Source organism: Sulfurimonas sp. ST-27 (assembly GCF_048081595.1).
Lineage (GTDB): Bacteria > Campylobacterota > Campylobacteria > Campylobacterales > Sulfurimonadaceae > Sulfurimonas > Sulfurimonas hydrogeniphila.
On record NZ_CP182226.1, the window covers coordinates 1,813,855 to 1,839,591 of the forward strand.

Genomic DNA, 25,737 nt, shown 5'->3' on the forward strand with positions numbered 1-25,737 from the left:
ACTCAAAGCGATTTTAAATAGAGGATTTGCTGTTAAATGATAGGTTATGCAAGAAGTCTAATGAATATTGTTTTTTGTATATTGAAATAATTTCTTTCATAATCTACCTCGCTTCGTACATTACATGTATACATCAAATCAGGTAGTTACTGCTATAATACTCCTTAAATATAAGATATAATGATATTGTTTGAGAGATCAGAGCATTGGTACTTTTTTTGCTTATTCAATACAAAAGATGCAATATTTAACAGGGTAGTCAATGGCTGATGCACAAGAAGAGATAATAATCATAGAAGACAGCGATGCAGTATTGCATTCGCATGAGCAAACTGACGAATTTCTTGATGAAAATGATGAAGAATCCAAACAGAAAAAAATCATTCTTTTTGGAGGAATTGCTGTTATTGTTGTGTTGCTTATTGCTGTTACCGCACTCTTGCTGATAAAAAAATCCTCTACAAAAAAAGTTGACAATTTCAGTCTCCTGGAAAACAAGCTTGAAAAAGCAAAAGCTCCCGTTATAGAACAGAGTAAACTTGAAAATATGATTGCCAAAGCAAATTATCTCTATGCAACAGGCGCAAAAGAAAAAGCTCTGGCTCTGTATGAAAATATTGCCTACTATTCACAGGCCATCTCACAATACAATCTTGGTGTTGCCCAAATGAAAAACAAGCAGTATGCACTGGCGTTGAAAACATTTCAAAATGCGATACTCAATGATGAGAAAAGATGTGTAAGCGCTATAAATGCGGCAGTATGTTCATTACATGTAAAGGATCAATCCAGTTTTAAATACTACATCGACCTGGCTTATGCCTATTTGCCATATGAGATCAATTCGCCTTTGTACTCATATTACTATACCCTTATAAGCTATTATAACAAAAACTATCTTGGTGCTTTAAATGCTCTCAAAAATACAGATCATCCTGCATATCCGGTTATACAAAATCATTTAAGCGCGAAAATCAATGCTTTGTATAACAATAACTATGATGCAATTGATGCTTTGGAAAAAATAAATGAAGAGGTAGATGATTTCAGCCTGGCTCTGCTGTATGCGCGGATAGGTGACTTTAATCTTGCAATTGACCATCTCAACACTGCTATCACAAAAAACAATCAGCCACTCAGGGCAAAACTGGCACGCAGTTACATAAACCTTAAAGCAGGACATACAAAAAAAGCGGCATCACAACTCAAAAAAGTTACAGATGAATATCCGCAAAAAATTTATAAGATTTATCCTGTAAGTGTCAAACTCAAAGATGCTTTATTTGACCCCCAAAAAGCTCAAACCCTCTACAGGAAAAAAATTCAGAATTCAAAATTTCTTAATTTTCAGAAAATATTTTATTTTTCACCCTATAAAATTTTTAATGCAAACCAGACAATCAGCTACATTAGAAAAGGAAATGCAAATATATATATTGACAATATCCAATCTGCCCAGCAATATCTGAAAAAAAGCTATTCTGCATCAAATGTTGATATAGGCATAACAAAAGCCATTAAAAAGGCTCTTTCTTTAAAAATTCGAGAGGCAAACCAGGATTTGCAGCAACTTGTTAAAATACAGCCCAAACACTCTATTTTACACTATAATTTAGCCTTGACCTATGCACAAATGGGAGATATGCTCCAGGCAAACAAACACTTTTTACGTTCCTATCACTTAGATGCCAAAAACTATCTTTCCGGTGTTTATGCTGTCATGACCAGTAAACTTATAAATAAAGATTACACAAAACTGGAATCTATTTTGAAAGATTCCCTTTCCGGCGAAAACAGCAGTGAAGAGATTGACTTGTACAATACTCTTTTACATATCAACGACAATGACTATCTCTCAGCAATTGAATGGCTTGACAAAGACTACAAACAAAGACCTTTGTATCTTATGCTCAAGGTACTTATTGGAATGAAAACAAAAAATTTGGACAGAGCAAAATCTGCTGCATCCAAACTCACAGTCATCTTTCCTCATGATATCCTGCCGCATATGATCTATATAGATACACATTTTACCGGGTATAGCATACCAAAATACGCAGAAGAGGTCTTGAAATACTTAAACACTCAGCAATTCACCTATACTGATTTATATTACGGCCCTTTCATTACAAGATACACATATATACAGGAACATTTAATCACCGGAAGGCTCTACTACCTACAAGAGCAGCTAAAGTATGTTTTACAGACAAAAGATACTGATATACAGGACATAGAAAGCGCTTTGGCTTTGACACTCCTGTATAATAAAAACTTTGAAGAAGCCTATACCCATTACAATCATTTAATTGACGAGTTGAAAGTACAGGATGCTTATACACTCTATTTGGGAGCTGTTGCATCAACTGCGGCCAAACATCATGCCAATGCAATAGCATTGCTTGAGTTGTCAAAAATGAAAAATGAAAATTTTTATGAAGCCAGATATGCACTCGCCCTTTTGTATATGGAGATCAAGAACAATGAAGGAGCAGCCATTCAACTGCAAAAAATAGATGATGACAGCTTCGAATCAGAATATTTTGAATTTAATATTGATACAGACAAACTCTTGTTTATGAAAGAGCATCCCAATGGATAATAAACTGCTTTCTAAGTAAAATAACCGATTAGAGAGTGAACTGCCTGGACTTCATTGTTTACTTTAGTGTCCAGTCTGAAATTCTTTGGAAGATACAGTTCGGTAACACTGTTCGTTGCAAACCCGTATCTTGTCCCTTTGTGCAAGGTTTCTCTGACTGGGATTTCTATAGCAATCGGCGCAAAACTCTGCTTGAGTCTATGGAGAACTTTTATTTTATTGTTATGGGTATCTACAAACAAAAGTTCTGCACGTTCATTTAAATCATAAAAGAGCTTTGATTTTTTTGATGTTCTTGCCCCCCTTGTGGTTTTGACATTCTCAAGACGTCCGCTTAAAGGGATCCGCAATATACCGACATTTCTGTAATCTGATTCTATAACTATTCTGTAGGCATACTCACCGCTTTCAAGTGTATCTATAGATTTTACAGTGCCGTCAACAGGAGAGACTACGGCTTTGTCATCCAAAAAAGTATTCTCTCTTTCCGGATTTCTGAAACTGTACATAAAAAACAGTGCAAGAACAAAAGCAGAAAATGAAAAAAACTCTAAATCCAAAAGCCCAAATACCAGGGCGGCAAACAAGGCATAAAGAATATATTTATACCCGTTTTTGCTTATAATAAAAAGGTTATTTTTCATCACTTTTTCCGTCACTGTTCTCGGTGTCTGTCATGGTGGCATCTGCTTTTAGCTCTTCTTCAATACTCTCACTGTTTTCTACAACTTTAGACTCTATGCCATTTTCTTTTTCAAAATTTATAATAATTTCTCTGACTTCGTCTCCTGTAATATTCTCTTTTTTATAAAGCAGTGCAACCATTGCTTCAATCGCCCCACTGTACTCTTTTAAGCGGTTGACAACGGCTTTATAGTGCTCATCCAATGACTTTTTGATGTATTCATCCATCTCCTCTGCCATTCTTTCACTGTACTCACGTGTCGCCTGCTGCGGACCGCCCAAAAATGACTGACGGGATTTTTCAAGCACCATAAGTCCTGCAATATCACTCATCCCGTATGTCTGAACCATTGATTTTATAATGTCTGTGGCACGTTCCAAATCATTTCCCGCACCTGTAGAAATTTCACCGATAAATACTTCTTCGGCAGCACGCCCGCCAAGCAGAGTATCTACTTCTGCCCACAGTTCATGCATCTGCATCATATATTTGTTTTCTTCAGGCTTGTTCAGTGTATAACCAAGTGCTGCCAAACCGCGAGGCACTATAGAGACTTTGGAAACTTTTTTTGCTCCGTCTGTTGTCTCTGCCATCAAAGCATGTCCGCTTTCATGGTAAGCAACAATTTTTTTCTCTTTAGGATTGATACGGCGAGATTTTTTAGCAAGTCCTGCCAAGGCACGCTCAACCGCTTCATACATATCTTTTTGTTTCACTGTTTTTTGACTTTTTCTTCCCGCAAGCAGTGCTGCTTCATTGACTATATTTGCCAGGTCTGCTCCCGCGAGTCCCGCTGTCAAACGGGCCAACTCTTCCAAATCCACATCTTTGTCTATTTTGACATTCTTTACATGTACTTTCAAAATTTTGACACGCCCTTCAAAATCCGGTTTGTCAACAAGGACCTGTCTGTCAAAACGTCCGGGACGCAACAGTGCCTGATCTAAAATTTCCGGTCTGTTGGTTGCAGCTAAAATTATGACAGGCGTATCTGTTCCAAAACCGTCCATCTCTGCCAAAAGCTGATTGAGTGTCTGTTCCCGTTCATCATTTCCGCCCATAACGCCGCCGGCTGCACGGCTTTTACCGATAGCATCTATTTCATCTATAAATATAATACTCGGCGCATCTTTTTTAGCCTGTTCAAACAGATCTCTTACACGCGCAGCACCTACACCGACAAACATCTCTATAAAACTCGAACCGCTGACTGAGAAAAAAGGGACTTCCGCTTCTCCGGCAACAGCCTTTGCAAGCAGTGTTTTACCGGTTCCGGGACTTCCGACCAGCAAAACACCTTTTGGAATTTTTGCACCGATTTCCACATAACGACCGGGATATTTCAAGAAATCTACAATCTCCTGCACCTCTTCTTTCGCTTCTTCCACACCGGCTACATCATCAAACTTTGTATCCGGTTTTTCCGAATTAATCAGCTTTTTGGAATTTCCCATTCCAAGCAGTCCCCCACCCATACTTTTTTGCATACGGCCGGCAAAAAACATCCAGATGGCAATGATAATCAAAAATGGGAACAGCCAGCCAAACATCTCGGTAAACCAGTTTGTTTCACTGAAGCCTGTATAGTCGATTTTTTCTTTGTCCAAAAGCTTTATTAGTTCATTGTCCCCTTTGACAACTCTTGTTGTGTAGATTTTTGAACCTTCTGTTGATATGGCCCTGATATATGTCTGGCCTATTTCAACTTTTTTTACTGCTTTGGATTTCACAAGCGCTTTGAACTCTGAATAGTCAACCGGCTTAATTCTTGTTGTTGATGTTCCCATCACAGAACTGTTGCCGGCACCTTCTCCAACCATTACTTTAAACAACAAAATTACTACTACTGAAAATATTGCAAATGTTATCAGTGGATTTTGATTAAAAAAGTTGTTATTGTTGTTTTTGTTTTCGTTATCTGCCATTTTTATTTTTTCTCTCTTTTTAAAACTAATGTAACCCATTCGTCCTGGGCTATTCTTTGTGTTATTTTACAGTCTTTATAAGCATTGAGAACTTTTTCTTCATACTTATTCAGTATACCTGATAAAATCAAGATTCCGTCCTCTGCCATTGCTTTTTTCAGATCATTTGCAATAAAAGTCAACACATCTGCAACTATGTTTGCCACGACTATAGTGTACTTTTCATCCAAATTTGAAGCAGAACCTTCCCATATGGAGTGAAACTCCAAATTATTCAATTTTGCATTTTTTATAGAATTTTCGACCGATACAGGGTCCGTGTCACAAGCATCCACGACAGCTCCAAGCTTCATAGCTGCAATGCCCAGTATACCGCTGCCGCAGCCTACATCCAAAACTCTGTCATTCTTTTTCACATGTTGAGAAATTGCGCGCAAAGAAGAAGCAGTTGTCGGATGATGCCCTGTACCAAAAGCAAGCGCCGGATCTATTACTATGTTTATCAGGTTTGGATGATTGTCATTCCATGTAGGATGGATGTAAAATTTATCTATAACAAGGGGTTCTATACTGTTTTTATAAGATTCTACCCAGTCATTGTTTTGGAGTTTTTTTTGTGTACACTCTACGTCTACAGATTTGCCGAGTGCTTTTTGTAAGGCCTCTGCAAACTGCTCAATCCCCCACATTATAGTGTCGAGTTCTTCTTCACTTCTTATAATGAATCCGTTGTCTGTCTCTTCAAACCCGATCGGTAAAGTATCTGCCAAAAAATCTGCAAAGAGTTCATGATGTGAAGAGACTTTCACTACTAATTCGTAGTAATGCTCTTGCATTACTCAGATACACCCATCACGGCAGCAAGTTTTTCTTTTAAAACCTGAGGCGTAAACGGTTTTACAATATAATTGTTTACTCCGGCTTTAAGTGCTGTAATAACCTCTGCTTTTCCACCTTCAGTCGTAACCATAATGATAGGTGTATCTTTAAAGCGCTCATCTGCACGAACTTTTTTGACAAGCTCAAGCCCGTTCATCTCAGGCATATTCCAGTCTGTGATCAGCATATCAATATCAGGATTTGCGTCCATTTGCGCCCAGCCTTCAACACCGTCTGCACCTTCAAGTACATCTTTATAACCAAGTCGAGCCAATGTATTTTTTATAATACGGCGCATTGTAGAACTATCATCAACAACAAGTAATTTCAATTGAAATCCTTTACATAATATTTTGCATAATTTATATCTAATAATAGCAAAATTCTGTTTGTTTTGCTATTAATTTACCAATTTAAACATTTTGGCTAAATCCAACCTGCCCTCATAATAAGCTTTTCCTATGATAACACCATCCACTTCACCCGTGGCTATCAAAGCTTTTATATCATCTTCATCTTTCACACCGCCGCTTGCAATTGTGCTTATTTTACCGGCTCTTGCGATATCAAGTGTAAAATCTACATTGACGCCGCTGAGTGTACCGTCTTTGCCGACATCTGTGCATATTATCGCCTCTACACCGGCATTTGCAAACTCTTTTGCCAGATCAGTCGCACGCATGGTACTGACTTCGCCCCAGCCTTCGACTGCCACATATCCGTCTATGGCATCTATGCCTACTGCGATGGGATATTTTGCCGCCATATCTCTTACAAACTGAGGATCTTTTACCGCAATAGAACCTAAAATAATCCTGTCAATTCCGATATCCAACATCTTTTGAATCGTTGCTTCATCACGAATACCACCGCCAAGTTCAAGTTTTACATCTGAGTTTTGACGAATTTTGATGATTTGTTCAAGATTTTTAGGCTCTCCCGCAAATGCACCGTTTAAATCAACCAGATGCACCCACTCCGCACCCATTTCTTCAAATTTTTTCACTAATTCATAAGGCTCGTTTGAGTAGATTTTCGCACTCTCCATCAAACCTTTTGTCAAACGGACTGCTTTGCCGTCTTTTAAATCTATTGCCGGATATAATGTCATATTTCTCTCTTCCTTTTCTCTTACAGTTGTATAAAATTTTCTAAAATTTTCAAACCGTTTTTATGGCTTTTTTCAGGATGGGGCTGTATTCCCATTATATTACCGTGAGCAACGGCAGAAGTAAATTTATAGCCATAATATGTTTCTCCGATAATGTCATTGGCATCTTTACATGCAACATGGTATGTATGTACAAAATACAGATAATGCTCATCATCCAGTCCTGCAAACAGAGGATGCTCTTTTGTAAACATTCTGTTCCAGCCCATATGCGGAACCTTCAAAGGTTCATTGAATTTTTTCGTATCAAACTTTACAACACTGCCTTTTATAAGCCCGAGCCCTTCATGTTTTCCAAACTCTTCGGAATTTTCAAACAAAAGCTGCATTCCGAGACAAATTCCAAGCATCGGTTTGTCACTCTTTGCAAATTCCTTTATGGACTCTACCATATTCCGTTCATGCAAATGCTGCATCGCATCACCAAAAGCACCGACACCGGGCAATATCAGCTTGTCATACTCTTTAAATTTATCAGGATTACTCTCAACTACTGTCTCTTGTCCAAGCTTGGCAAACGCATTTTTCACACTTGCCAAATTTCCCATGTTATAATCAATTATTGCTATCATTATTCATCTATCTTTAATTTTGTAAATTTGATATATATTGCCAAAGAGACTATCAGAATACCTACACCCGCAATAATATACATAGAATAGATCAGCTTGTTTGGATCCGTAATTGCAAACTTGAATACAAGCATTAATGCTTCAATGGAAAGTGCAATAATGATAGAACCCAAAAAGCGGACCATCGTTTTGTGCGGGCCTGCTATGTCATGTTCTTTATAGCGTCCTAATATCTCCTCTTCAATAAGGGTTTTGGAAAGATCAAAAATTGCCAAAGAGAGTGTAAGCAAAATTGTTGCTTCAAAAACATCTTTAATCTGAAAATGACCTATTGAAATTCCATATTCAAAAAAACTCTCTATCCCTTTTACGAAAAGCAAAAGTGCTATAGCCACCAAAGCAAATGCAAAAGCACCATAAGTCCACTTGAAAAATTCTCCAAAGAATATATCCATTTTATTGAGATGTGCAATTTTCAACACTTCTTCAAGCGGCATATCAATACATGCCACATACCTGAGCGAACCGTTTTCATCAAATATAGGCGCTGATGCCGTTACAGTCAAATCACCTGTAATGAGTGACGGATATGGATCGGTAATCGTACATCTACCTTCTCTGACTGCACGATAGTAGTATGCACGGTCAGCACGAATCTTTCCTATATCATCATCTATCCGATCATCTTTTGTAAAAGTCGGACTTACCTGTACACCCTTGTGGTCAAGAAGATACACTCCCTCACAGTTTTCAAGATCTGCTTTTATTTTAAGCAGTCTCGGCATAATCATATCTTCACTTAAAGAAGGAAGTCTATTGGGAATATTCTTTGAAAAAAGGTAACAAAAATATGCTCTGGCTTTTGTTCTGCCTTCGGCAAAATGTTGAATATCTATAGGAACCATACAAGTCACTCCTTCTTAATTTATTTGAATTATATCAAAGATTTACTATTATTGGTATAATGTCATTGATGAAAAAAGATATTAAAAATATTGCTATTGTCAGACTCTCCGCACTCGGAGATATAATCAACAGTGCAGTTGTATTGCAGTTTATCAAAAAAGAGTATCCTGATGCAAAAATAGACTGGATAAGTGAAGAGATTTTTTCAGATATTTTACAAAACAACAAACACCTGCATACAGTTCACACTGTCAATCTAAAAAAACTCAAAAAGACAAAAAGCTTTTCCTTGCTACAAAAAACATTCGCTGAGCTCTCTATGCTGCCCGATTATGATATTATAATAGATATGCAAGGACTTTTAAAGTCAGCAGCAGTTGCCAGAATCATAGGGAAGAATACCCATGGTTTTGATAAAAATTCAATACGTGAATCTTTGGCCGCACTTTTTTATAAAACGACCTCCTCTGTCCCGTATGAAGAAAATGTTATAAAGCGCAACTGCTTTGTTGTTGCTGACGCTCTCGGATTTGAGATTACGGATGCTATGATTTTAAACAAAGAACCCGTTTTTTCACAAACAAAAGAATTTTCACTGCAACACAAGAAAAAAAACATTGCCTTTGTGATAGGCGCTTCCTGGCCTTCAAAAATTTATCCAAAAGAGTCTGTTGCCGACATTTGCAATAGACTCCAGGAGCAGTGTTACATTATTTGGGGCAATGCATCTGAAAAAGAAGAGGCACAATGGATATGCACACATTCGGCAAATGCGGTACTGGCCCCAAAACTCACGCTGGGAGAACTTGTATCTTTTATATCGAGCATGGATCTGCTTATAGGGAATGACACCGGTCCGACACATCTGGCATGGGCGCAAAATATTCCCTCCATTACACTTTTGGGTCCGACTACCACGAGAATGATTTACGAAACGCCAAAAAATATAGCACTCAAATCACCCTCAAAGGTAAATATTCTTAAAATTAATAAAAATGACTTCTCCATCAAAGAAATTTCTCCACAACAAGTCATACAAAAAGCAAAGGAGCTGTTAACCAATGGGCTATAATTTCCTCCTCGTCATTGAACATATTTTAATGCTAGTGCCGCATAAAGCACGCAAAGCATTTTTTACCTTTTTAGCCTTTATCGGCTACAAATCAGCAAAAAAATACCGTCGTATCGTCAGACAAAACCTCAACTATGCCTTTGACAACAGTATGAGTGACGAAGAAATTGACACAATCACACGCTACAGCTTTAAAAACCTGCTCTATAACTTTTTACACCTTATGGAAATGCGCCATTTGAGTAAAGAAGAAATTGCCAAGAGAATTACAGTAATAAATAAAAAAGAAATTGAGAGAATTCACAAAGAAGACCGTGCTGTTATTTATGTTACTCCCCATTACTGTGCCTGGGAACTTGGTGCGGCAGGACTTGCTTTACATGTAGAACCCATTGCTCCTGTATACAAAAAGCTCAAGAACAGAATCTATGAAAAATGGCTGCTCGATGCAAGAGCAAGGTTTGGCAACACCAATCTTGAGAAAACAAATGTTGTCAAACCTCTTATACGCCTTATAAAACAGGGAAAAGCCAGCGGGATTTTAATAGATACCAATATCAATGAAAAAGAAGGTGTTATGGTTGAATTCATGGGAAAACCGCTGCGTATGACGGCAACACCTGCTTATTTGGCACGCAAATTCAATGCTGCCATAGTGCCCGTACACATACGAACTGATGATGAAGAAAATTACACAATAATTATAGCTGATGAGATAAAAGTTGATAAAACAGAGAATGAAAAAGAAGATATACAAAAAGCAACACAACTCCAAGCCGACTGGCTCACTTCCATCATCAAAAAAGAGCCAAAGTTTTGGTTTTGGCTCCATCGTCGATGGAAAAACGACAAACCCGAAATTTATACCTGATTTTTCGTTTCGCACTCTTGCGTTCTGGCTTCAAAAAGTTTTAAAATTGCAAGAAAAAAAGCTGTTATTGCAGGCCCTAAAATCATTCCCCAAAATCCGAAAGTTGTCAGCCCTGCAATAATTGCAAAGAAAATAACAAGTTCGTTGAGCTGTGCATCACTCTCTTTGAGCAGTCGATTGTTTATCTCCTTAATTATCAAAGGCTTCACAAAAGTATCTGCTATAATGGAAATCACAATAATTGAATAGAGTGCTATAAAAACAGCATTTGCATTATGTCCTACCGAAAATTCATAAATCATAAACGGAAGCCACATTAAAATTCCTCCTATAACAGGAAGTAAAGAAGCAAATCCGTACATAATGCCAAAGAGCAGGCCGTTATAGCCCATAAAAGAGACTGCTATACCAAAGAGTGCACCTTCAAACATTGCCGTAGCGATGATGGAATAAAAAACAACACTCATAACAGCGGAGAGTTCCCGTGCAAGTAAAGTACTGTCTTCAACAGACATCTGGACAACACGTTTGAGAAACTCTACAATTGTAGAACCGTTATACAAAGCAAAAAAGTAAAAAACAATGACCAAAAAAGCATTTTTTACAAAACCTGCACTGAATGTTCCAATTTTTGCAGCTACATGTAAAGCATTTGTAGTCAAACTGTTGATATCTATTCCTTTTAAAGAATCTGCAAGATAAGGTTTTAAAAAGAGCAGAAATTTCGGTGGATTGGTAATCAGCCCGTTTATATAGAGTTCTATATTTTGCAAACTGCTCGGCTCCAAATTGTTCAGCTTGATTGTGAGTGTTGCCAAAAAGTAACCAAGCGGTGCAAAAAAGAGCATGGCAAGCAGCAGACTTGATACAAATGCCGCCAACAAACGAGAGGAAAACAACTCTTCAAAATAGTTATTGATCGTAGCCGTAGAAATTGCCAATAAAGCGGCAATAGTCATCACAAGCAAAAAAGGTTCATACAGAAGATACATCCAGTACAAAGAAGTAGCAAACAAAACAGCTATAAAATATTGTGATTTCATCTAAAAAAGTGTCCCGTTTTCATTTACACATGACATATTTAAGACATCGTAGGTTGCGGGTGTTGCCCGTCTGCCCTTTGCTGTCCGTTCCAAATAACCGTTTGCAAGCAGATACGGTTCCAAAACATCTTCTACCGTTCCCTCATCTTCACTCAAGGCTGCCGCGATAGTGCTCAGCCCCATTGCACGTCCTTTGGCACTTGCTAAAAGCGTCAGCAGACGCAGATCCATTTCATCAAAACCGTGTGAATTGATGCCCAGTTCATCCAATGCATATCGGGTACGCTGATAATTTATATTTTTTTCATCGGCAACTTCCGCAAAATCTCTCACGCGACGCAACAGACGCAGGGCAATACGTGGTGTTCCACGACTTCTTTTTGCAATCTCCAGAGCCGCTTCATGAATGATTTGGCATTCGAGCTTATTCGATGCCTGCACAATGATTTTTGCCAGTTCTTCCTGATTGTAAAAATTCATGCGAAAACTCATACCAAACCTGTCTCTTAATGGATTTGAAAGCATTCCCGCCCGTGTTGTCGCTCCTATAAGCGTAAATCGAGGCAAATCAATCTTGACCGTCTGTGCAGCAGGACCACTGCCGATGATAATATCTATTCTATAGTCTTCCATAGAAGAGTATAGGATTTCTTCAACGGCAGGAGAGAGCCTGTGTATTTCATCGATAAAGAGAATGTCCCCCTCTTCCAGGTTTGTCAGAATTGCTGCCAAATCACCGCTTTTTTCTATCATCGGTGCGGCTGTCACTTTAATATTTGCATTCATTTCATTGGCGATAATCAAGGCTAAAGTTGTTTTACCAAGTCCCGGAGGTCCGTAGAACAAAACATGATCAAGTGCTTCGTCTCTTTTTTTTGAAGCTTCTATAAAAACAGCAAGATTCTTTTTAATCTGTTCCTGCCCTATATATTCACTCCAGGCATCAGGACGTAATGTAACTTCGCTGCTCTCTTCTTCAAGAGAAAAAGTTTCAATATCTACAACTCTTTCCATTAGTATATATGTTCCTCTGTCGGAAATTTACGGTTCACAACCTCATCCGCATACTCTTGCAAAGCTTTTTTAACCAGAGTGGCCCCATCAAGATATTTTTTTACAAATTTTGGAGTAAATTCTTCAAAAAATCCCAACATATCAGAAAATACCAAAACCTGGCCGTCTACATCAGCACCTGCACCTATTCCTATAACCGGTATCGTCACACTTTGTGCAACTTCTTTTGCAACCTCGGCTTTTGTTCCTTCTATCACCATACAAAAGGCACCTGCTTCTTCAACTGCCTTGGCATCTTTGAGGAGTTGTTCTCTTTCATCAGCACTTTTCCCTTTGACTTTGTATCCGCCTTCACTTCTTACCGACTGTGGCAAAAGTCCTATATGTCCACATACTGCAATGCCGTTCTCTGTCAAATGTTGAATAATCTCTGCTTTGTCTGTTCCGCCTTCTATCTTCACACAGTCTGCCGGTGTCTTTTGAAAAACTTTTATAGCATTACGTAAAGCATCTTCTTTACATGTATAGGTTCCAAAAGGCATATCACAAATCACAAAACTGTTTGGTGCCCCTTTACAAACGGCATTTGTGTGATAAATCATTTGTTCCAATGTGGTACTGATTGTATCATTGCGGCCTGCAAAGCTCATATTTAAACTGTCACCAACCAAAATCATATCTGCACTTGGTTCGAGCAGTTTTGCAAAGAGTGCGTCATAGGCCGTTATCATTACCAAAGGCTTTTCACCCTTTCTTTTTTTTATAGCTGTTATCGTTAATTTTTTACTCATTTTAAAACTCTTTATTATATTATATAGATGTATTTTAGCCAAAAATTGCTATAATCTGAACTATACAGGAGAATTATTTTATGGGTGTAAGAAGTGATTTAGAAGAAAACTTTGATTTTGAAATTATTGATGAGTTTTTGGATCACTATGCTATGATGGTTGAGAGCATGGAAGTTATGATTCTTGACCTTTCAAAACCCAATATGTACGAAAGAAGTGTCAATGAACTTTTTCGTGTATTTCATAATATAAAATCAGCAAGCGGTTATTTGAAAATCATACCAATGAATAAACTGGCTGCTTTTGTTGAAGATGAGCTTGAATCTTTACGTCAAAAAAAACCGCCTGTCAGTGATGAAACAACAGACTGGCTGTTAAATATCAGTGATATGTTTGCTGTTTGGAATGACGACTTGAGACAGAACAACAAACTCAGTAAAATAAAATACTCCTTATTAAAAATCCCTGACTTGGAAAAATAATTTGAAAAACTTAGTAGCATACATAACATCCGGCTATCCGGAAAAATCTTTTACAGTTGACTTGAGTCTCGCCCTTGCACAAAGCGGTGTCGACACTTTGGAACTCGGTGTTCCTTTTTCAGACCCTGTAGCTGATGGTCCTCTCATAGAAAAAGCAAATCACAAATCACTTGAACTTGGATTTAAATTTAAAGATTTGCTTGAAATTTCCAAAGAGATTGCCCCTCAGGTAGATACACTCTGGATGGGTTATTTCAACAGTTTTTACCAGCAAAACATGCAAAATCTCATTCCTTTGGCAAAAGAACTTGGCATAAACGGACTGATTATTCCGGATGTTCCCCATGAAGAGGCGTTGACATACAAAGATTTATTTCAAAGCAACGGTATTGCAAACATCTCTTTTGTTGCCCCCACAGACAGCGAAGAGAGGATACAGACTGTTGTCAGCGATGCGCAAAAGTTCATCTATATGGTTGCTTACACCGGTATTACAGGCTCAGGTACGGCAGAAGATCTGCAGCCTTTTTTGCACTCTATCAAAAAATACACACAAACACCCGTATATGTAGGTTTCGGTGTAAACGAAAAAACAGCAAAAGAAAAAGTGCAAGGTGCTGACGGGGTCATAGTCGGGAGTGCTTTTGTCAATATTTTGCTCAACAATGATTTAAATTACACACAGAAAATCGCGCAATGCAGCGAATTGGCCAAGCTCATTAAAAACGAGATAAACACTTAAGGCATAATTTCAAAAAGCACCAGCAGTGTTTTTTGAAAAATATTTTCATTGTCATCGCTCACCATAAGGTATTTGTTTGCCTCAACACGAGTGAGCCCTTCAAAATTATCAAGTTTCCAACCGTTTGAGGAGTCGAGTTTTGCTAAAACTTCACTCTTGCAGATATACTTCGCATTGCAGTTGTTGAGCTGTACTTTTATCAGACTGCTCATCCTTCTTCGCGTCAAATAATTAAAATCACGAAGTAAAACCAACACACTGTCCTCATCAAAAAACTCCAAAGCTACAATACTCCCATCCGCCATAAACTTAAAAAGATGCTCTTTGCTGTAGAGCGTTTTGTATTGCGGGTCTGCATTTTTCAAAGGACTCTCCGGTGCCGTCACAACACCATATTTGTCATTACATGTAACGGCTTCGAGCCCTTTGTTTTTGCTGGCATAATTATTTTTGTTTTGCAGATCTTTATGAATTTTTATTTTCTTTATTTTCAATCCGTTTTTTGAGTACCAAACAACACGCTGTTTTCTCTCAAACGATACCAGCAGTCTGTCTTTGCAAAGTGCCAAACCTTCCGCATCCCTTTTTTTCTTTTTTAACTTCTTCCCTTTTTTGTTTTTCAAAACATAAGCATCCAAATATTGCAAACTGCTGATTTTATTCTTTCGAATATTTATGAAAAATTTATATAAATATCCCTGGTCACTGACAAAATAAACAACCCCATTTTCATACACAAGGTCTGAAATTTCATGAAAAGGAATACGTTTTTTAGTCTCAAAATGTAAGATTTTTGCATCAAGTATTTTTATTTTTTGTTTCGTTACATGTAAAGTATTGTCTGGAGTAATTTTATACGCAGTAATTTGTCCATGAAGTTGTAAAAAAAACAATAAAGCAAAGAAAAAATATTTCAAAAGTTTTGCCTTTTTTTTGGTCTCCCTACGTGGACTCGAACCACGAGCTATCCCTTAGGAGGGGACTGCTTTATCCAGTTAAGCGATAAGGAGAAGAAACAGTATTTTTTTATATGAGCAGAAAGATTCTGCTCACAGATACTGTCTGAATGTTTTAAAAAGTATAACTGACACCGGCAAAAATGTTATTTCCGCGCGGACCGTCTATTAAAGAGCCTTCATACTCTCCTATGAGTGCCCAATGCGAAGAGAGACCGTATTCCATTCCGGCAGCATAGGTAAATCCGTCATTGGTTCCGTCAATACCAAAAGCACTGATTTTTTCTTTCTCAATTTCCCATCCTGCTTTTCCAAAAAGAACAATTTCCTCATTTACATGGTATCCGTACAGCAAATCTATACCGTAACTGTAATAATCTGCTCCCGCACTTACATCTGCCTCACCGACAACAGATTTTGTAACCGTAGTATGTGTGTATGAAAAATCAAATTCTGTAGCAAAACCATAGCCCAGTCTATATCCCAAATCAATTCCGAAACCCTGTCCGGTGTCACCTTTTAAAATCGCTTCAGGTTCTGTGCCTTTTGCTTCTTCCGTATAATTGTCACCTAAACTCAACAGTCCTTTGGCAACGATATAAAGGTTTCCTTCTTCATGGTGTTTTGCCTCAATATGTGCGCGAGAAGCATCCGCTTCCTCAGGAACTTCGCCGGCAAAGAGTGTTGTTGAAAGCAGAAGCATTCCACTCAGACATAAAAGATTTCGTATTTTCATTGTTTCTCCTTAGAATTATAAACGTATTGTAATCTTTTTTTATAGAAATAAAGCTTATCCGCCAAGTTGATATGGATACATTACGAAAATCAATGCAAAAACAAGGTTACTCCAAACAGATTCTTAACGGATGCAGTCTAAGAAGCATTAAAGATGCTTTATTAGAAATTCCTGATGCTTGGCAAGGATTAATTTTCAAATTAATAACTTGGAGAATATACCCACCCCCCCTACCATGACCAGCAATAAAATTAAATACCTTATCATAGAGCTTCATTAGGGCAATTCCTTCTTATCTTTTCCAGAAAAAGATATAGTTTTTTCTGGGTTTAATCTTACTCATATCACCATTAGACAAAATATGACCAAAAATAAGGTTATAATTTTCTAAAACAATTTGAAGGTGTGTTATGACAACCAATCAAACAGCGAGAGTTTTAGAACTTTTAAAAAGATTTAACAGTGGAGAAAAAGTTTGTATTGATGTTTTACAAAACGATGCAATGTGGTTTGGAAAAAGTGAAAAAACAATCCGTAGAGATCTTGATGTAATCAAAGAGTATTTTCCTGAGAGTTTTGATCTTATTCGCGGTGGCAAGGGTGAAAAGGGATGTTATAAAGCGATAACAAAAGAGATCTTTAACAACTTTTTAGACCAAGACACCTTAGCTTTAATGGTACAGACGTTTAATATTGCACAAAGAAACAATATTTTAGAGAGTTTAAATATAGATGAGAATGATAAGAAAATTATCAATACAAAAATCAAAAAATCAAAAGAGTGTTATGAATTTGTCACAAAACCTTTTGAAACAAAGAAACAGGATGTCAAGCTTCTGCGTGAGATGGAGAGAGCAATCACATACAAGCAATATATCACCATCACACAACAAGAAGCAAAAGGAGAGAGCAGTTATGAACTCAAACCTTATAAAATTCTCTTTATCAATGAAAACTTTTATCTTGTGGGTGAGAATGCAAATGAGGCATATCCTTTTAGTATTTTTAGAGTTACAAATATTACAGATATTGTGCTTCATAAAAAAACATTTCATCATAATCCGGATATAGTTGACTTTGTAAAAACCATACAAACCCCCTACCCCAAATATACGCCATCTTTTAGAAAACACCTTATAGAGGTAGTGGTAGAAGTAAGCCCAAAGAAAGCAAAATATTTCAAGATGAAACAATTTTTACCTTCTCAAAAGATTATAGAGCAAAAGAATGATGGAAGTGTATTGTTCTCATTTACGGTAACACAGGAGATGGAGATAGAAGATCTTGTAAAAAAGTGGATTCCTCATATGAAAGTTGTTTCGCCTGATTCTTTAAGAGAGAAGATTGAAACTGATGTAAGAGCATATTTGTTATAATATTTCACAATAGTTTTATTCATTGACAATATCTGTCCATAGCAAAGAGTAATATATCGCAAACTGATGAAGGAATCAAAATGTACAACAAAATCATATTGGTGGGAAATCTCTCAAGAGATATAGAAATAAGATATTCTCAAAGGTTCTAAGATATGGATATGGATGATGAAAATCCATTTTAAGCTATAAATACGAACAAAATTTAAAAAAGGATTTTCACTATGCAAAAAACAATATTCGTTCTACTTTTACTCTTGGCTTCTATTATTAGCGCAAGAGAGAATGTAACTGTTACAAAAGTGATACCACTCACACTTGATGCCTCACTGCAAAAACAACTACAATCTCTCTGATGTGTCAACCCTATTTCATACTTATCCATAAAGATTCTAAGCTGCTGTTTCAACTTGTAACATCATTTTTTCTTCAAACTCAACAGGTGATAAATTACCATTTGCAGAGTGCATTCTTTGTCGGTTATAATAAACTTCGATATACTCGAATATAGCTTGATTAGCCTGAGCTTTTGTCTCAAATATCTCATGGTAAATGAGTTCAGTTTTGAGTGTATGAAAAAAGCTCTCTGCCACCGCGTTATCCCAACAATTACCCTTACGAGACATACTCTGAATTATGCCATGTTGTTGTAATAAATCCTTGTGAGAGTATGAAGCATATTGACTACCTCGATCAGTATGCCAGATTAAACCTTTTGCTAGTTTTCTGGCAATAAGTGCCATATTTAAAGCATCATTTACAAGTGATACTTTCATCGTGTCATCCATTGACCAACCAACAATGCGACGGGAGTATAAATCCATTACAGTCGCTAAATACAACCATCCTTCATTTGTTGGAATATAAGTGATATCGCCAACATATTTCTCATCAGGATATGAAGCATAAAAATCTCTGTTTAAAATATTTGGTGCAACAGGTAAGTTGTGATTTGAGTTTGTTGTATTGATTCTATAGCGTTTTTTCGTCTTTGCAACAAGCCCCAGTTCACGCATTATACGCCCTATGCGACGAAGAGAAACAACAAATCCATACCTTTGTACCAGTTTATCTTTAATTCGTCGGGTACCGTAGTTCTCTCTTCCCTGCATAAAGATAATTTCAATGAGTTCATTAAGTTTTTTATCTATCTGTTGCATCTGGCATCCTTGCTTTATCCAGTGGTAATAACTTGCTTTATCGACTTGAAGTATTCTACACAACACTGCTATTTGAAACTCGTTTGAGTGTTCTTGTATCCATGCGTATTTTACAGAGTTTCTTTTGCGAAATACGCGGTTGCCTTTTTTAATATGTCACGTTCCTGCTTGAGGAGTTTGTTCTCTGCACGCAGGCGTTTATTTTCCTCTTCTGCGGTTTCTTTAATGCTGTTGCTTCTTGTAAACCCACCTCTTGGTGCTATGGGAATATTATTGGCTTTTTTATACTCTCTAACCCAATTATAAAGCGTTTTTTCATTAACATCCAAGTCCCTAGCAATCTTTGCTGTTGACTCTTCTGAATTTAAAACTAACTGCACACTGGAATCTCTAAACTCTCTTGTATATTTACTGTTTCTCATCTTCTCTTTTTCCTTACTCATACTGATATTTGATCTCAGAATTGCTAAATGTTCTGAGTATGAATAAGTGTAGCCACATCATTTGATTATGGAAAAAGGGAATTAGATGTACTCCCAGCATCTATAGACAAGCTTATCTCCCGTGGTTATATCAAGATAAAATATTCAGAAACAGTATATACAATTGACACATTACATAATAAAGAGCTGTTAAAAGAAGGCTTTGTAGTTATAAGCCGCCATGATGAGTATATTCAAGAGGCACAGCAGATGAAAATAATCACCCATCGCTACAAACAAGAACCTCTTGTCAAGTATGTTTCACATGAAGAGTTTGCACAGGAATACCAAAAGATGGATAGATATACTGAGCAGATGGTAAAAAAATTTCTGCATACTGATAAAGAAGAATTTGGTGATATGAAAGAGAATTGGGTGCCGCAACGATAGCTTATTTTTGCATGCAAAGAACTTTTACATGAGCATAGCAATAAAAGCTATGCTAAAAATCATTGCCCTACATAAGAACCGTCAGGCGCCAAAGTTGCAGTGTTACCACCAACATAAGAGCGATCAGGGGCCAAAGTGCTTGTTGATCCACCTACATAATTACCATTTGGCGTCATAGTACTGCTCGAACCCCCTACATAAGAACCATTTGGAGTTAGTGTTGCACTATTACCGCCTACATATGTGCCGTCAGGAGCTAAAGTTGCAGTATCCCCGCTAACATAACTACCATCTGGAGCTAAAGTGTAACTACCTGCCAATGCCATTGTTGATGCCAAAACTGCACCTATTATTATTTTTTTCATCTTCTTGTTCCTTTTTTTGAAGTGTAAAGATTATAGGAAATTAGATGGACAAGTTTTGTCAATTAATAAATTCTTATGCCAATTCTGACATCAAGTGTTATTTTTATTTGAGAAGAGTTATACTGAATAACATACCATTAAAATTTATTGGTTAAATAGGTGAGGAAGTTTAAGTATGGTGCGCCCGACATGATTCGAACATGTGACCGCTGGTACCGCAAACCAGTGCTCTATCCAGCTGAGCTACGAGCGCACACCATTCTCTGATTGAGAGGCTGAAATTATATCACTTATAACTTATATAATTATAAAACAGTGTCTAATCTTCAATTTTTACTAATATTTCTTCTACTTTTTGATTTTGCAAATACAATTCATGGTTTTTTCGTACATATGCCTGGAGTAAAACTTTAATATCATTGTTTCCTTCCATGTTAAAATCTTTTATCATCTGTTTCTGTAAAAAATTGGCAAATTTATCTTCCACATCAACATCAAATCTGCGGCCTCCGATATGTAGTCCAATTTTTTTACTCATTATATTATTAACCTAAAATACTTTCGATTTTGTTTACAATTTCTTCTATTTCTATATCTTTTTGAGCATTTTCTTCATGCAGTCTTTCAATTTCCTGATTTTTCAATGCACAATCTGCTTTGAGTGTCACGATTTCATTTCGCATCTTCTCATTTTCATCTATGAGCGTATGATATTTTTCAAGAATACTTGAAACTTTTTCACTGAGTTTATTCAAAGCTGTTTGATTATCCATTTGCGTTTCCTAATATTAATTAATAAATTTCTTCTTTAGAATTCTAACATAATTAAAGTACATAGGATAAATATTATCTCTAATTTGCTATAATTTATAGATAATTAAAAGGCATGAAATATGAATAAATTTGAAGACTACTGCACAAAATTTGTACAAAGTATCGGAAGTAAAGAAGGAGCGGTCTCTCCGAGTATAGTATCCTCAGCTTCTTTTTCTTATGGAAGTCCGGAAACAGCAGAAGGGATTTTCAATGGCAGTGTAAAAAAGCCTCTCTATTCTAGAATGGGCAACCCAACAACAGCAAAACTTGAATCAATCATGGCAGAGATGGATGGTGGTATTGGAGCTGTTGCAACAAGCTCAGGGATGGGAGCGACATCTCTTGCCGTAATGTCCCTGCTTTCTCAAGGAGATGAAATCATTAGCATAGGCGGATTGTTTGGCGGGACATACGCACTGTTTGATGAAACTCTCAGCAGATTTGGTATAAAAACTCACTTTTTTGATGTTGACGAATTTGACAGCATAGAAAATGCCATAAACAAAAATACAAAAATAATTTTTTTAGAAAGTGTCGGTAATCCGAATATGAGGCTTCCTGATATTAAAAGAATCGCTGCAATTGCGAATGAATCAAATGTAGCGCTCATCGTCGACAACACTATTACTCCCTTAAGTGTTTCGCCCTTGGCTCTTGGTGCTGACATCACGGTTTATTCAACTACGAAAATCATCTCTGGAAATTCCTCTGCACTAGGCGGTTGTGTGGTTTTTCGCACCATACATGAAAATGCTGACAAATTTAAGACAGAACGTTACGCATTCCTTGAAAAGTTTATCAAAGGAGCGGGGAAAACGGCTCTCATACCTAATGCAAAAAAACGGGCTTTACGAGACTTGGGAATGAGCGCAAATGCACATGCCAGCTATCAAACATTACTCGGACTCGAAACATTGGCACTCCGACTTCCAAGAATAGTCAAAAGTGTTGAAACAGTGGCCCTGGAACTTGCCAAACATGGTATAGCGGTAAACCATCCGTGTATTCAGTCTCATCCTCACCATGCACGGTATAAAGAAGATTTTCAATATGGATGCGGAACCCTTTTGACAATTGATATGCAAAGCAAAGAACGTGCATACGACTTTTTACGTAAAACAAAAATAGCAACAATTACTGCCAACATAGGCGATTCAAGAACACTCGCCCTGCATATGGCATCAACTATATACAGTGATTTTGACGAAAAAACCAGAGAATTTCTTGGAATTACCGATGGTCTTATTAGAATTTCTATCGGACTTGAAAACCCGGTAGAAATTATAAATGATTTTATTCAAGCAGCAAAGTAGAAAAAATGGCAACAAAAACAGACTTAGAAATAGACGAACAGACAATACTGAAATATCCAAAAAAATATTTTGTATTTTTACTCAATGATGATTATACGCCTATGGATTTTGTAGTCGATATTCTCATGGAAATTTTTCATAAAACATATGAAGAAGCGCAGGATATTATGCTTGAAGTACATAAAAAAAACAGAGGTTTGTGTGGTGTTTACACATATGAAATCGCAGAGACAAAGCTTAAGCAAGTACGTCGCAAAGCGAAAGACAACGGCTTTCCCCTAAAAGCCACAATGGAGGAAGAATAACATGATAAGCTCATCACTCAATGATATATTTCAAAAATCTGTAATATTTGCAAAACAGCTCCACCATGAATACCTGACAATTGAGCATATATTTTACCTTTTGTTAAGTTCGGATGAGGGCGCATCAATTATAGAAACATGTGGCGGGAATGTGTCAAAAATGAAAGAAGAACTTGGCGAATACATCAAAAAAAATATGGAAACACTTCCTGCCGATATAATACAGGACCCTTATGAAAGCGTAGCGCTTTCCCGTTTGATTGATAAGATGGTGCGCCATGTTCAGTCATCCGGTCAAACGAATGCTGATATAGGGGATCTTTTGGCAACTCTTTTTGAAGAGAAACATACATTTGCCTATGCTTTGCTCAATAAATACCAAATAACAAAACTGGATATATTGGAAGTAATTTCACATCCTGACACAGACCAGGATGAAGAAGAAAAAGAGTCTAATTTACGAAAATACACAATAAACCTTATAGAAAAAGCCAAAGAAGGAAAAATTGACCCTGTAATAGGCAGAGATAATGAAATTCAAAGAGTCACACAGATACTCTGCAGAAGAAAGAAAAACAACCCTGTACTTGTAGGTGAACCAGGCGTTGGAAAGACAGCAATAGCAGAAGGACTGGCTCTGCGTATTGCAGCGAATGATGTTCCTGACATAATCAAAGACTCCAATCTTTATGCGCTTGATTTAGGGGCATTGCTTGCAGGAACAAAGTACAGAGGAGACTTTGAAAAACGCCTTAAGGGTGTTATGGATGAACTCAAACGTGAACCTAAAGCAATTTTATTTATAGATGAGATTCATACACTTATAGGAGCAGGAAGCACGAGCGGAACAATGGATGCAGCCAATCAACTCAAGCCTGCTCTTGCTTCAGGCGAAATAAAATGTATGGGAGCTACAACTTTTGCAGAATACAGAAACGGGTTTGAAAAAGACAAGGCACTCAGCAGAAGATTTTCCAAAATAGATGTTAATGAACCATCGAAAAAAACAAGCTATCTCATTCTCAAGGGACTTCAAGGCAAATATGAAAAACACCATTCTGTACAATATACAAACAAGGCATTAAAAACAGCAGTGGATCTCTCTAAACGCTACATTACTGACAAATTTTTACCAGATATTGCCATAGATTTAATTGATGAAACAGCAGCATCATTTCATCTTCAAAAAAGAAAAAAAGAAAAAGTAACCGCAAATGATATTCAAAAAACTATAGCATCTATTGTGGGTATCAGTAATTCAAAAATATCTAATAATGAAACGGCATCTTTGCAACATTTAGAAGATAAACTCAGACAAAGAGTTATTGGTCAGGAAAAAGCTGTAGAGATGGTGACAAAAGCTATTAAAATATCAAAAGCAGGACTAACACCTCCGAACAAACCCATAGCTTCATTTTTATTTTCAGGACCGACAGGTGTTGGAAAAACCGAACTGGCAATTGCATTAAGTGAAATTTTAGGGATCAATTTTGAAAAATTTGATATGAGCGAATATATGGAGAAACATGCTCTCAGCCGTTTGGTAGGAGCGCCTCCTGGATATGTAGGATATGAGCAGGGAGGACTGCTTACAGAAGCCATCAAAAAGCATCCTTATACAGTTTTACTGCTTGATGAAATAGAAAAGGCACACCCTGAACTCATAAATGTGTTACTACAGATAATGGACAGCGCAACACTCACTGACAATAATGGCTACAAAGCCGATTTTCAGAATGTTATACTGATAATGACATCAAATATTGGAGCTCAAGCCAGAAATGTAATGGGATTCAATAAAGATGAATCTATTTCTAAAAACGAAGAACTAAAATCATTTTTTACTCCGGAATTCAGAAATAGATTAGATGCTATTATAGAATTTGGGCAATTGAGTCATGAAATAGTCGAAAAAATTGTACAAAAATTCATAGCAGAACTCAATAAAGAGTTAAAAAAGAAAAAAATAATTGTAACTGTTTCCGATAAAGTTATAAAATTTATTGCTGAAAAAACCTATTCACCGGAAATGGGAGCCAGACCGCTTAAAAGGTATATTAAAAATAATATTACCGATAAACTCAGTGATGAAATTTTATTCGGAAAACTTAAAAATGGCGGAAAAGTAGAAGTGATAATACAAAATGACACTTTAGAGAATGTATACGAAGAAGCTTAATGTATTTGCCGCAGCTTGACAATTATTCACTCTCCTTTCCTGATCCCCATGATGCGAACAAAGAAGGTATAGTAGCATGGGGAGGAGATTTAAATCCCTCTAGATTATTAAAAGCATACCAAAATGGTATTTTCCCCTGGTACTCGCAGCAAGACCCGATACTGTGGTGGTCAACGAATCCGCGTCTTATTATGGAGCTTGATGACTTTAAATTAAGACGTTCATTGAAAAAAAAATTGAAAAAGTTCGAATATGCATTTGATAGCAGATTTCAAGAAGTTGTGCATAAATGTGCTTCTGTTGCAAGAAAAGATCAAAATGGTACATGGATAAATAAAGATCTGGCAGAATCATTCAATGTTTTGCACGGCATGGGTATAGCACACTCGGTGGAAAGTTATCTCGATGGCAAACTGGTAGGCGGGTTGTATGGATTGACAATAGGAAAAGTGTTTTGTGGAGAATCAATGTTTGCAGAAGTCAGTGATGCGTCAAAAGCTGCATATGCGGTATTGGTAAAACATTTAAAAGTATGGGGATATGATTTTATTGACTGTCAGGTACCGACACCACATCTTAAATCATTAGGAGCAAAAGAAGTTTCAAGAGATTATTATCTTGAACGTTTGTATAAAGTAAATATGGATATTGTAAAAAATGAATGGATTGTTGATAAAAATCTGATCAACTAGGCAGCGACCTACATTCCCACAAGTGAAACCTGCAGTATTATCAGCGATGAGAGGCTTAGCTTCTGGGTTCGGAATGGGGCCAGGCGTTTCCCTCTCTCTATAGCCACCTAGACAAGATCAGATATAAAGACATCTGACTGATGTATTTATATCTGATCTTACAAGGACCAGTTGAGTGAGTTAATGATTGCTCATTAAGTTAGAATTGGTAA

General features: G+C 37.0%; 29 protein-coding genes, 2 tRNA genes and 1 rRNA gene. 12 read left to right on the forward strand and 20 right to left on the reverse strand.

The window, feature by feature from the left end; all coding sequences use genetic code 11:
* The first annotated feature begins 262 nt into the window (after positions 1-262).
* Positions 263-2,602 carry a tetratricopeptide repeat protein gene (locus ACM66U_RS09560; protein ID WP_151899732.1) on the forward strand — a complete coding sequence of 780 codons (2,340 nt, stop codon included), beginning with the start codon at positions 263-265 and terminating at the stop codon, positions 2,600-2,602.
* A gap of 11 nt (positions 2,603-2,613) precedes the next feature.
* On the opposite strand, the gene ACM66U_RS09565 is transcribed toward ACM66U_RS09560, so the two are convergent.
* The 7 genes from ACM66U_RS09565 to ACM66U_RS09595 all read right to left on the reverse strand — a co-directional run bounded on the left by ACM66U_RS09565 (position 2,614) and on the right by ACM66U_RS09595 (position 8,739).
* Positions 2,614-3,246 (reverse strand): phosphatidylserine decarboxylase, encoded by a 633-nt coding sequence (locus ACM66U_RS09565; protein ID WP_418640638.1) that lies wholly within the window; start codon positions 3,244-3,246, stop codon positions 2,614-2,616.
* Positions 3,236-5,212, reverse strand: coding sequence for an ATP-dependent zinc metalloprotease FtsH (gene ftsH / locus ACM66U_RS09570; protein WP_418640639.1), 1,977 nt, complete (start codon positions 5,210-5,212; stop codon positions 3,236-3,238). The genes ACM66U_RS09565 and ftsH overlap by 11 nt, the downstream gene beginning before the upstream one ends.
* Positions 5,213-5,214: 2 nt before the next feature.
* Positions 5,215-6,021 carry a 50S ribosomal protein L11 methyltransferase gene (locus ACM66U_RS09575; RefSeq protein ID WP_230973297.1) on the reverse strand — a complete coding sequence of 269 codons (807 nt, stop codon included), beginning with the start codon at positions 6,019-6,021 and terminating at the stop codon, positions 5,215-5,217.
* A 26-nt stretch (positions 6,022-6,047) separates the two neighbouring features.
* Positions 6,048-6,422, reverse strand: a complete 375-nt coding sequence (locus tag ACM66U_RS09580; RefSeq protein ID WP_151899728.1) for a chemotaxis response regulator CheY — start codon at positions 6,420-6,422, stop codon at positions 6,048-6,050.
* Positions 6,423-6,491: 69 nt separating this feature from the next.
* Positions 6,492-7,202, reverse strand: coding sequence for a 1-(5-phosphoribosyl)-5-[(5-phosphoribosylamino)methylideneamino]imidazole-4-carboxamide isomerase (gene hisA, locus ACM66U_RS09585; protein ID WP_418640640.1), 711 nt, complete (start codon positions 7,200-7,202; stop codon positions 6,492-6,494).
* 20 nt (positions 7,203-7,222) lie between these two features.
* Positions 7,223-7,834, reverse strand: coding sequence for an imidazole glycerol phosphate synthase subunit HisH (gene hisH, locus ACM66U_RS09590; RefSeq protein ID WP_151899726.1), 612 nt, complete (start codon positions 7,832-7,834; stop codon positions 7,223-7,225).
* Entirely contained in the window at positions 7,834-8,739 is a 906-nt protein-coding gene (locus ACM66U_RS09595; RefSeq protein WP_151899725.1) for a PDC sensor domain-containing protein, read from the reverse strand. Before ACM66U_RS09595 ends, hisH begins: the two co-directional genes overlap by 1 nt.
* 68 nt (positions 8,740-8,807) lie before the next feature.
* Here ACM66U_RS09595 and waaC point away from each other — a divergent pair, with 68 nt between their 5' ends.
* Positions 8,808-9,812: a lipopolysaccharide heptosyltransferase I gene (waaC, locus tag ACM66U_RS09600; protein ID WP_418640641.1), complete on the forward strand. Its 1,005-nt coding sequence runs from the start codon at positions 8,808-8,810 to the stop codon at positions 9,810-9,812.
* Positions 9,802-10,683: a lipid A biosynthesis lauroyl acyltransferase gene (locus tag ACM66U_RS09605; RefSeq protein WP_418640642.1), complete on the forward strand. Its 882-nt coding sequence runs from the start codon at positions 9,802-9,804 to the stop codon at positions 10,681-10,683. Before waaC ends, ACM66U_RS09605 begins: the two co-directional genes overlap by 11 nt.
* On the opposite strand, the gene ACM66U_RS09610 is transcribed toward ACM66U_RS09605, so the two are convergent.
* Genes ACM66U_RS09610 through panB form a run of 3 tightly spaced genes read right to left on the reverse strand, consistent with a single transcriptional unit; the run spans position 10,674 to position 13,531 of the window.
* Complete coding sequence (locus tag ACM66U_RS09610; protein WP_418640643.1) at positions 10,674-11,726, reverse strand: AI-2E family transporter; 1,053 nt, start codon at positions 11,724-11,726, stop codon at positions 10,674-10,676. The genes ACM66U_RS09605 and ACM66U_RS09610 overlap by 10 nt on opposite strands.
* Complete coding sequence (ruvB, locus tag ACM66U_RS09615) at positions 11,727-12,740, reverse strand: Holliday junction branch migration DNA helicase RuvB (protein WP_418640644.1); 1,014 nt, start codon at positions 12,738-12,740, stop codon at positions 11,727-11,729.
* Positions 12,740-13,531 (reverse strand): 3-methyl-2-oxobutanoate hydroxymethyltransferase, encoded by a 792-nt coding sequence (panB, locus tag ACM66U_RS09620; protein WP_418640645.1) that lies wholly within the window; start codon positions 13,529-13,531, stop codon positions 12,740-12,742. The genes ruvB and panB overlap by 1 nt, the downstream gene beginning before the upstream one ends.
* Positions 13,532-13,611: 80 nt before the next feature.
* Here panB and ACM66U_RS09625 point away from each other — a divergent pair, with 80 nt between their 5' ends.
* Positions 13,612-14,013: an Hpt domain-containing protein gene (locus tag ACM66U_RS09625; protein WP_151899719.1), complete on the forward strand. Its 402-nt coding sequence runs from the start codon at positions 13,612-13,614 to the stop codon at positions 14,011-14,013.
* Between the two features lies 1 nt (position 14,014).
* Positions 14,015-14,755 (forward strand): tryptophan synthase subunit alpha, encoded by a 741-nt coding sequence (trpA, locus tag ACM66U_RS09630; protein ID WP_418640646.1) that lies wholly within the window; start codon positions 14,015-14,017, stop codon positions 14,753-14,755.
* Here the strand turns inward: trpA and ACM66U_RS09635 are convergent.
* The 3 genes from ACM66U_RS09635 to ACM66U_RS09645 form a co-directional block, all read right to left on the reverse strand.
* Entirely contained in the window at positions 14,752-15,672 is a 921-nt protein-coding gene (locus ACM66U_RS09635) for an esterase-like activity of phytase family protein (RefSeq protein WP_418640647.1), read from the reverse strand. The genes trpA and ACM66U_RS09635 overlap by 4 nt on opposite strands.
* Before the next feature lie 17 nt (positions 15,673-15,689).
* A tRNA-Arg gene (locus ACM66U_RS09640) sits at positions 15,690-15,765 on the reverse strand.
* A gap of 61 nt (positions 15,766-15,826) precedes the next feature.
* Positions 15,827-16,447 carry a porin family protein gene (locus ACM66U_RS09645; RefSeq protein WP_346389837.1) on the reverse strand — a complete coding sequence of 207 codons (621 nt, stop codon included), beginning with the start codon at positions 16,445-16,447 and terminating at the stop codon, positions 15,827-15,829.
* A gap of 410 nt (positions 16,448-16,857) precedes the next feature.
* On the opposite strand from ACM66U_RS09645, the gene ACM66U_RS09650 reads away from it, so the two are divergent.
* Positions 16,858-17,823, forward strand: coding sequence for a helix-turn-helix transcriptional regulator (locus ACM66U_RS09650; RefSeq protein WP_418640648.1), 966 nt, complete (start codon positions 16,858-16,860; stop codon positions 17,821-17,823).
* A gap of 224 nt (positions 17,824-18,047) precedes the next feature.
* Positions 18,048-18,179: a hypothetical protein gene (locus tag ACM66U_RS09655; protein ID WP_418640649.1), complete on the forward strand. Its 132-nt coding sequence runs from the start codon at positions 18,048-18,050 to the stop codon at positions 18,177-18,179.
* A gap of 36 nt (positions 18,180-18,215) precedes the next feature.
* Here ACM66U_RS09655 and ACM66U_RS09660 read toward each other — a convergent pair whose 3' ends face one another.
* Together ACM66U_RS09660 and ACM66U_RS09665 are read right to left on the reverse strand one after the other, a co-directional pair.
* Positions 18,216-19,136, reverse strand: coding sequence for an IS3 family transposase (locus tag ACM66U_RS09660; protein ID WP_418641416.1), 921 nt, complete (start codon positions 19,134-19,136; stop codon positions 18,216-18,218).
* Positions 19,094-19,426 (reverse strand): transposase, encoded by a 333-nt coding sequence (locus ACM66U_RS09665; protein WP_418640650.1) that lies wholly within the window; start codon positions 19,424-19,426, stop codon positions 19,094-19,096. Before ACM66U_RS09665 ends, ACM66U_RS09660 begins: the two co-directional genes overlap by 43 nt.
* A 249-nt stretch (positions 19,427-19,675) precedes the next feature.
* On the opposite strand from ACM66U_RS09665, the gene ACM66U_RS09670 reads away from it, so the two are divergent.
* Complete coding sequence (locus tag ACM66U_RS09670; protein ID WP_418640651.1) at positions 19,676-19,855, forward strand: hypothetical protein; 180 nt, start codon at positions 19,676-19,678, stop codon at positions 19,853-19,855.
* Positions 19,856-19,914: 59 nt separating this feature from the next.
* Here ACM66U_RS09670 and ACM66U_RS09675 read toward each other — a convergent pair whose 3' ends face one another.
* The 4 genes from ACM66U_RS09675 to ACM66U_RS09690 all read right to left on the reverse strand — a co-directional run bounded on the left by ACM66U_RS09675 (position 19,915) and on the right by ACM66U_RS09690 (position 20,993).
* The gene (locus ACM66U_RS09675) at positions 19,915-20,220 is read right to left on the reverse strand and encodes a hypothetical protein (RefSeq protein WP_346389929.1); all 306 of its coding nucleotides are present in this window, start codon (positions 20,218-20,220) and stop codon (positions 19,915-19,917) included.
* Between the two features lie 176 nt (positions 20,221-20,396).
* Positions 20,397-20,473: transfer RNA gene (locus tag ACM66U_RS09680), tRNA-Arg, on the reverse strand.
* Between the two features lie 66 nt (positions 20,474-20,539).
* Positions 20,540-20,758, reverse strand: a complete 219-nt coding sequence (locus tag ACM66U_RS09685; protein ID WP_418640652.1) for a hypothetical protein — start codon at positions 20,756-20,758, stop codon at positions 20,540-20,542.
* 7 nt (positions 20,759-20,765) lie between these two features.
* A complete protein-coding gene (locus ACM66U_RS09690) occupies positions 20,766-20,993 on the reverse strand; it encodes a hypothetical protein (protein WP_151899624.1) in 228 nt (75 codons plus the stop codon).
* 120 nt (positions 20,994-21,113) lie between these two features.
* On the opposite strand from ACM66U_RS09690, the gene ACM66U_RS09695 reads away from it, so the two are divergent.
* Genes ACM66U_RS09695 through aat form a run of 4 tightly spaced genes read left to right on the forward strand, consistent with a single transcriptional unit; the run spans position 21,114 to position 25,525 of the window.
* Positions 21,114-22,349, forward strand: coding sequence for an aminotransferase class I/II-fold pyridoxal phosphate-dependent enzyme (locus tag ACM66U_RS09695; RefSeq protein ID WP_418640653.1), 1,236 nt, complete (start codon positions 21,114-21,116; stop codon positions 22,347-22,349).
* Between the two features lie 5 nt (positions 22,350-22,354).
* Complete coding sequence (locus ACM66U_RS09700; RefSeq protein WP_151899622.1) at positions 22,355-22,654, forward strand: ATP-dependent Clp protease adaptor ClpS; 300 nt, start codon at positions 22,355-22,357, stop codon at positions 22,652-22,654.
* A gap of 1 nt (position 22,655) precedes the next feature.
* Positions 22,656-24,833 (forward strand): ATP-dependent Clp protease ATP-binding subunit ClpA, encoded by a 2,178-nt coding sequence (gene clpA / locus ACM66U_RS09705; protein WP_418640654.1) that lies wholly within the window; start codon positions 22,656-22,658, stop codon positions 24,831-24,833.
* A complete protein-coding gene (gene aat, locus ACM66U_RS09710) occupies positions 24,833-25,525 on the forward strand; it encodes a leucyl/phenylalanyl-tRNA--protein transferase (RefSeq protein WP_151899620.1) in 693 nt (230 codons plus the stop codon). The genes clpA and aat overlap by 1 nt, the downstream gene beginning before the upstream one ends.
* Here aat and rrf read toward each other — a convergent pair.
* Positions 25,521-25,636, reverse strand: a 5S ribosomal RNA gene (gene rrf, locus ACM66U_RS09715). The two genes, aat and rrf, sit on opposite strands and share 5 nt — an antisense overlap.
* Positions 25,637-25,737: the final 101 nt, after the last annotated feature.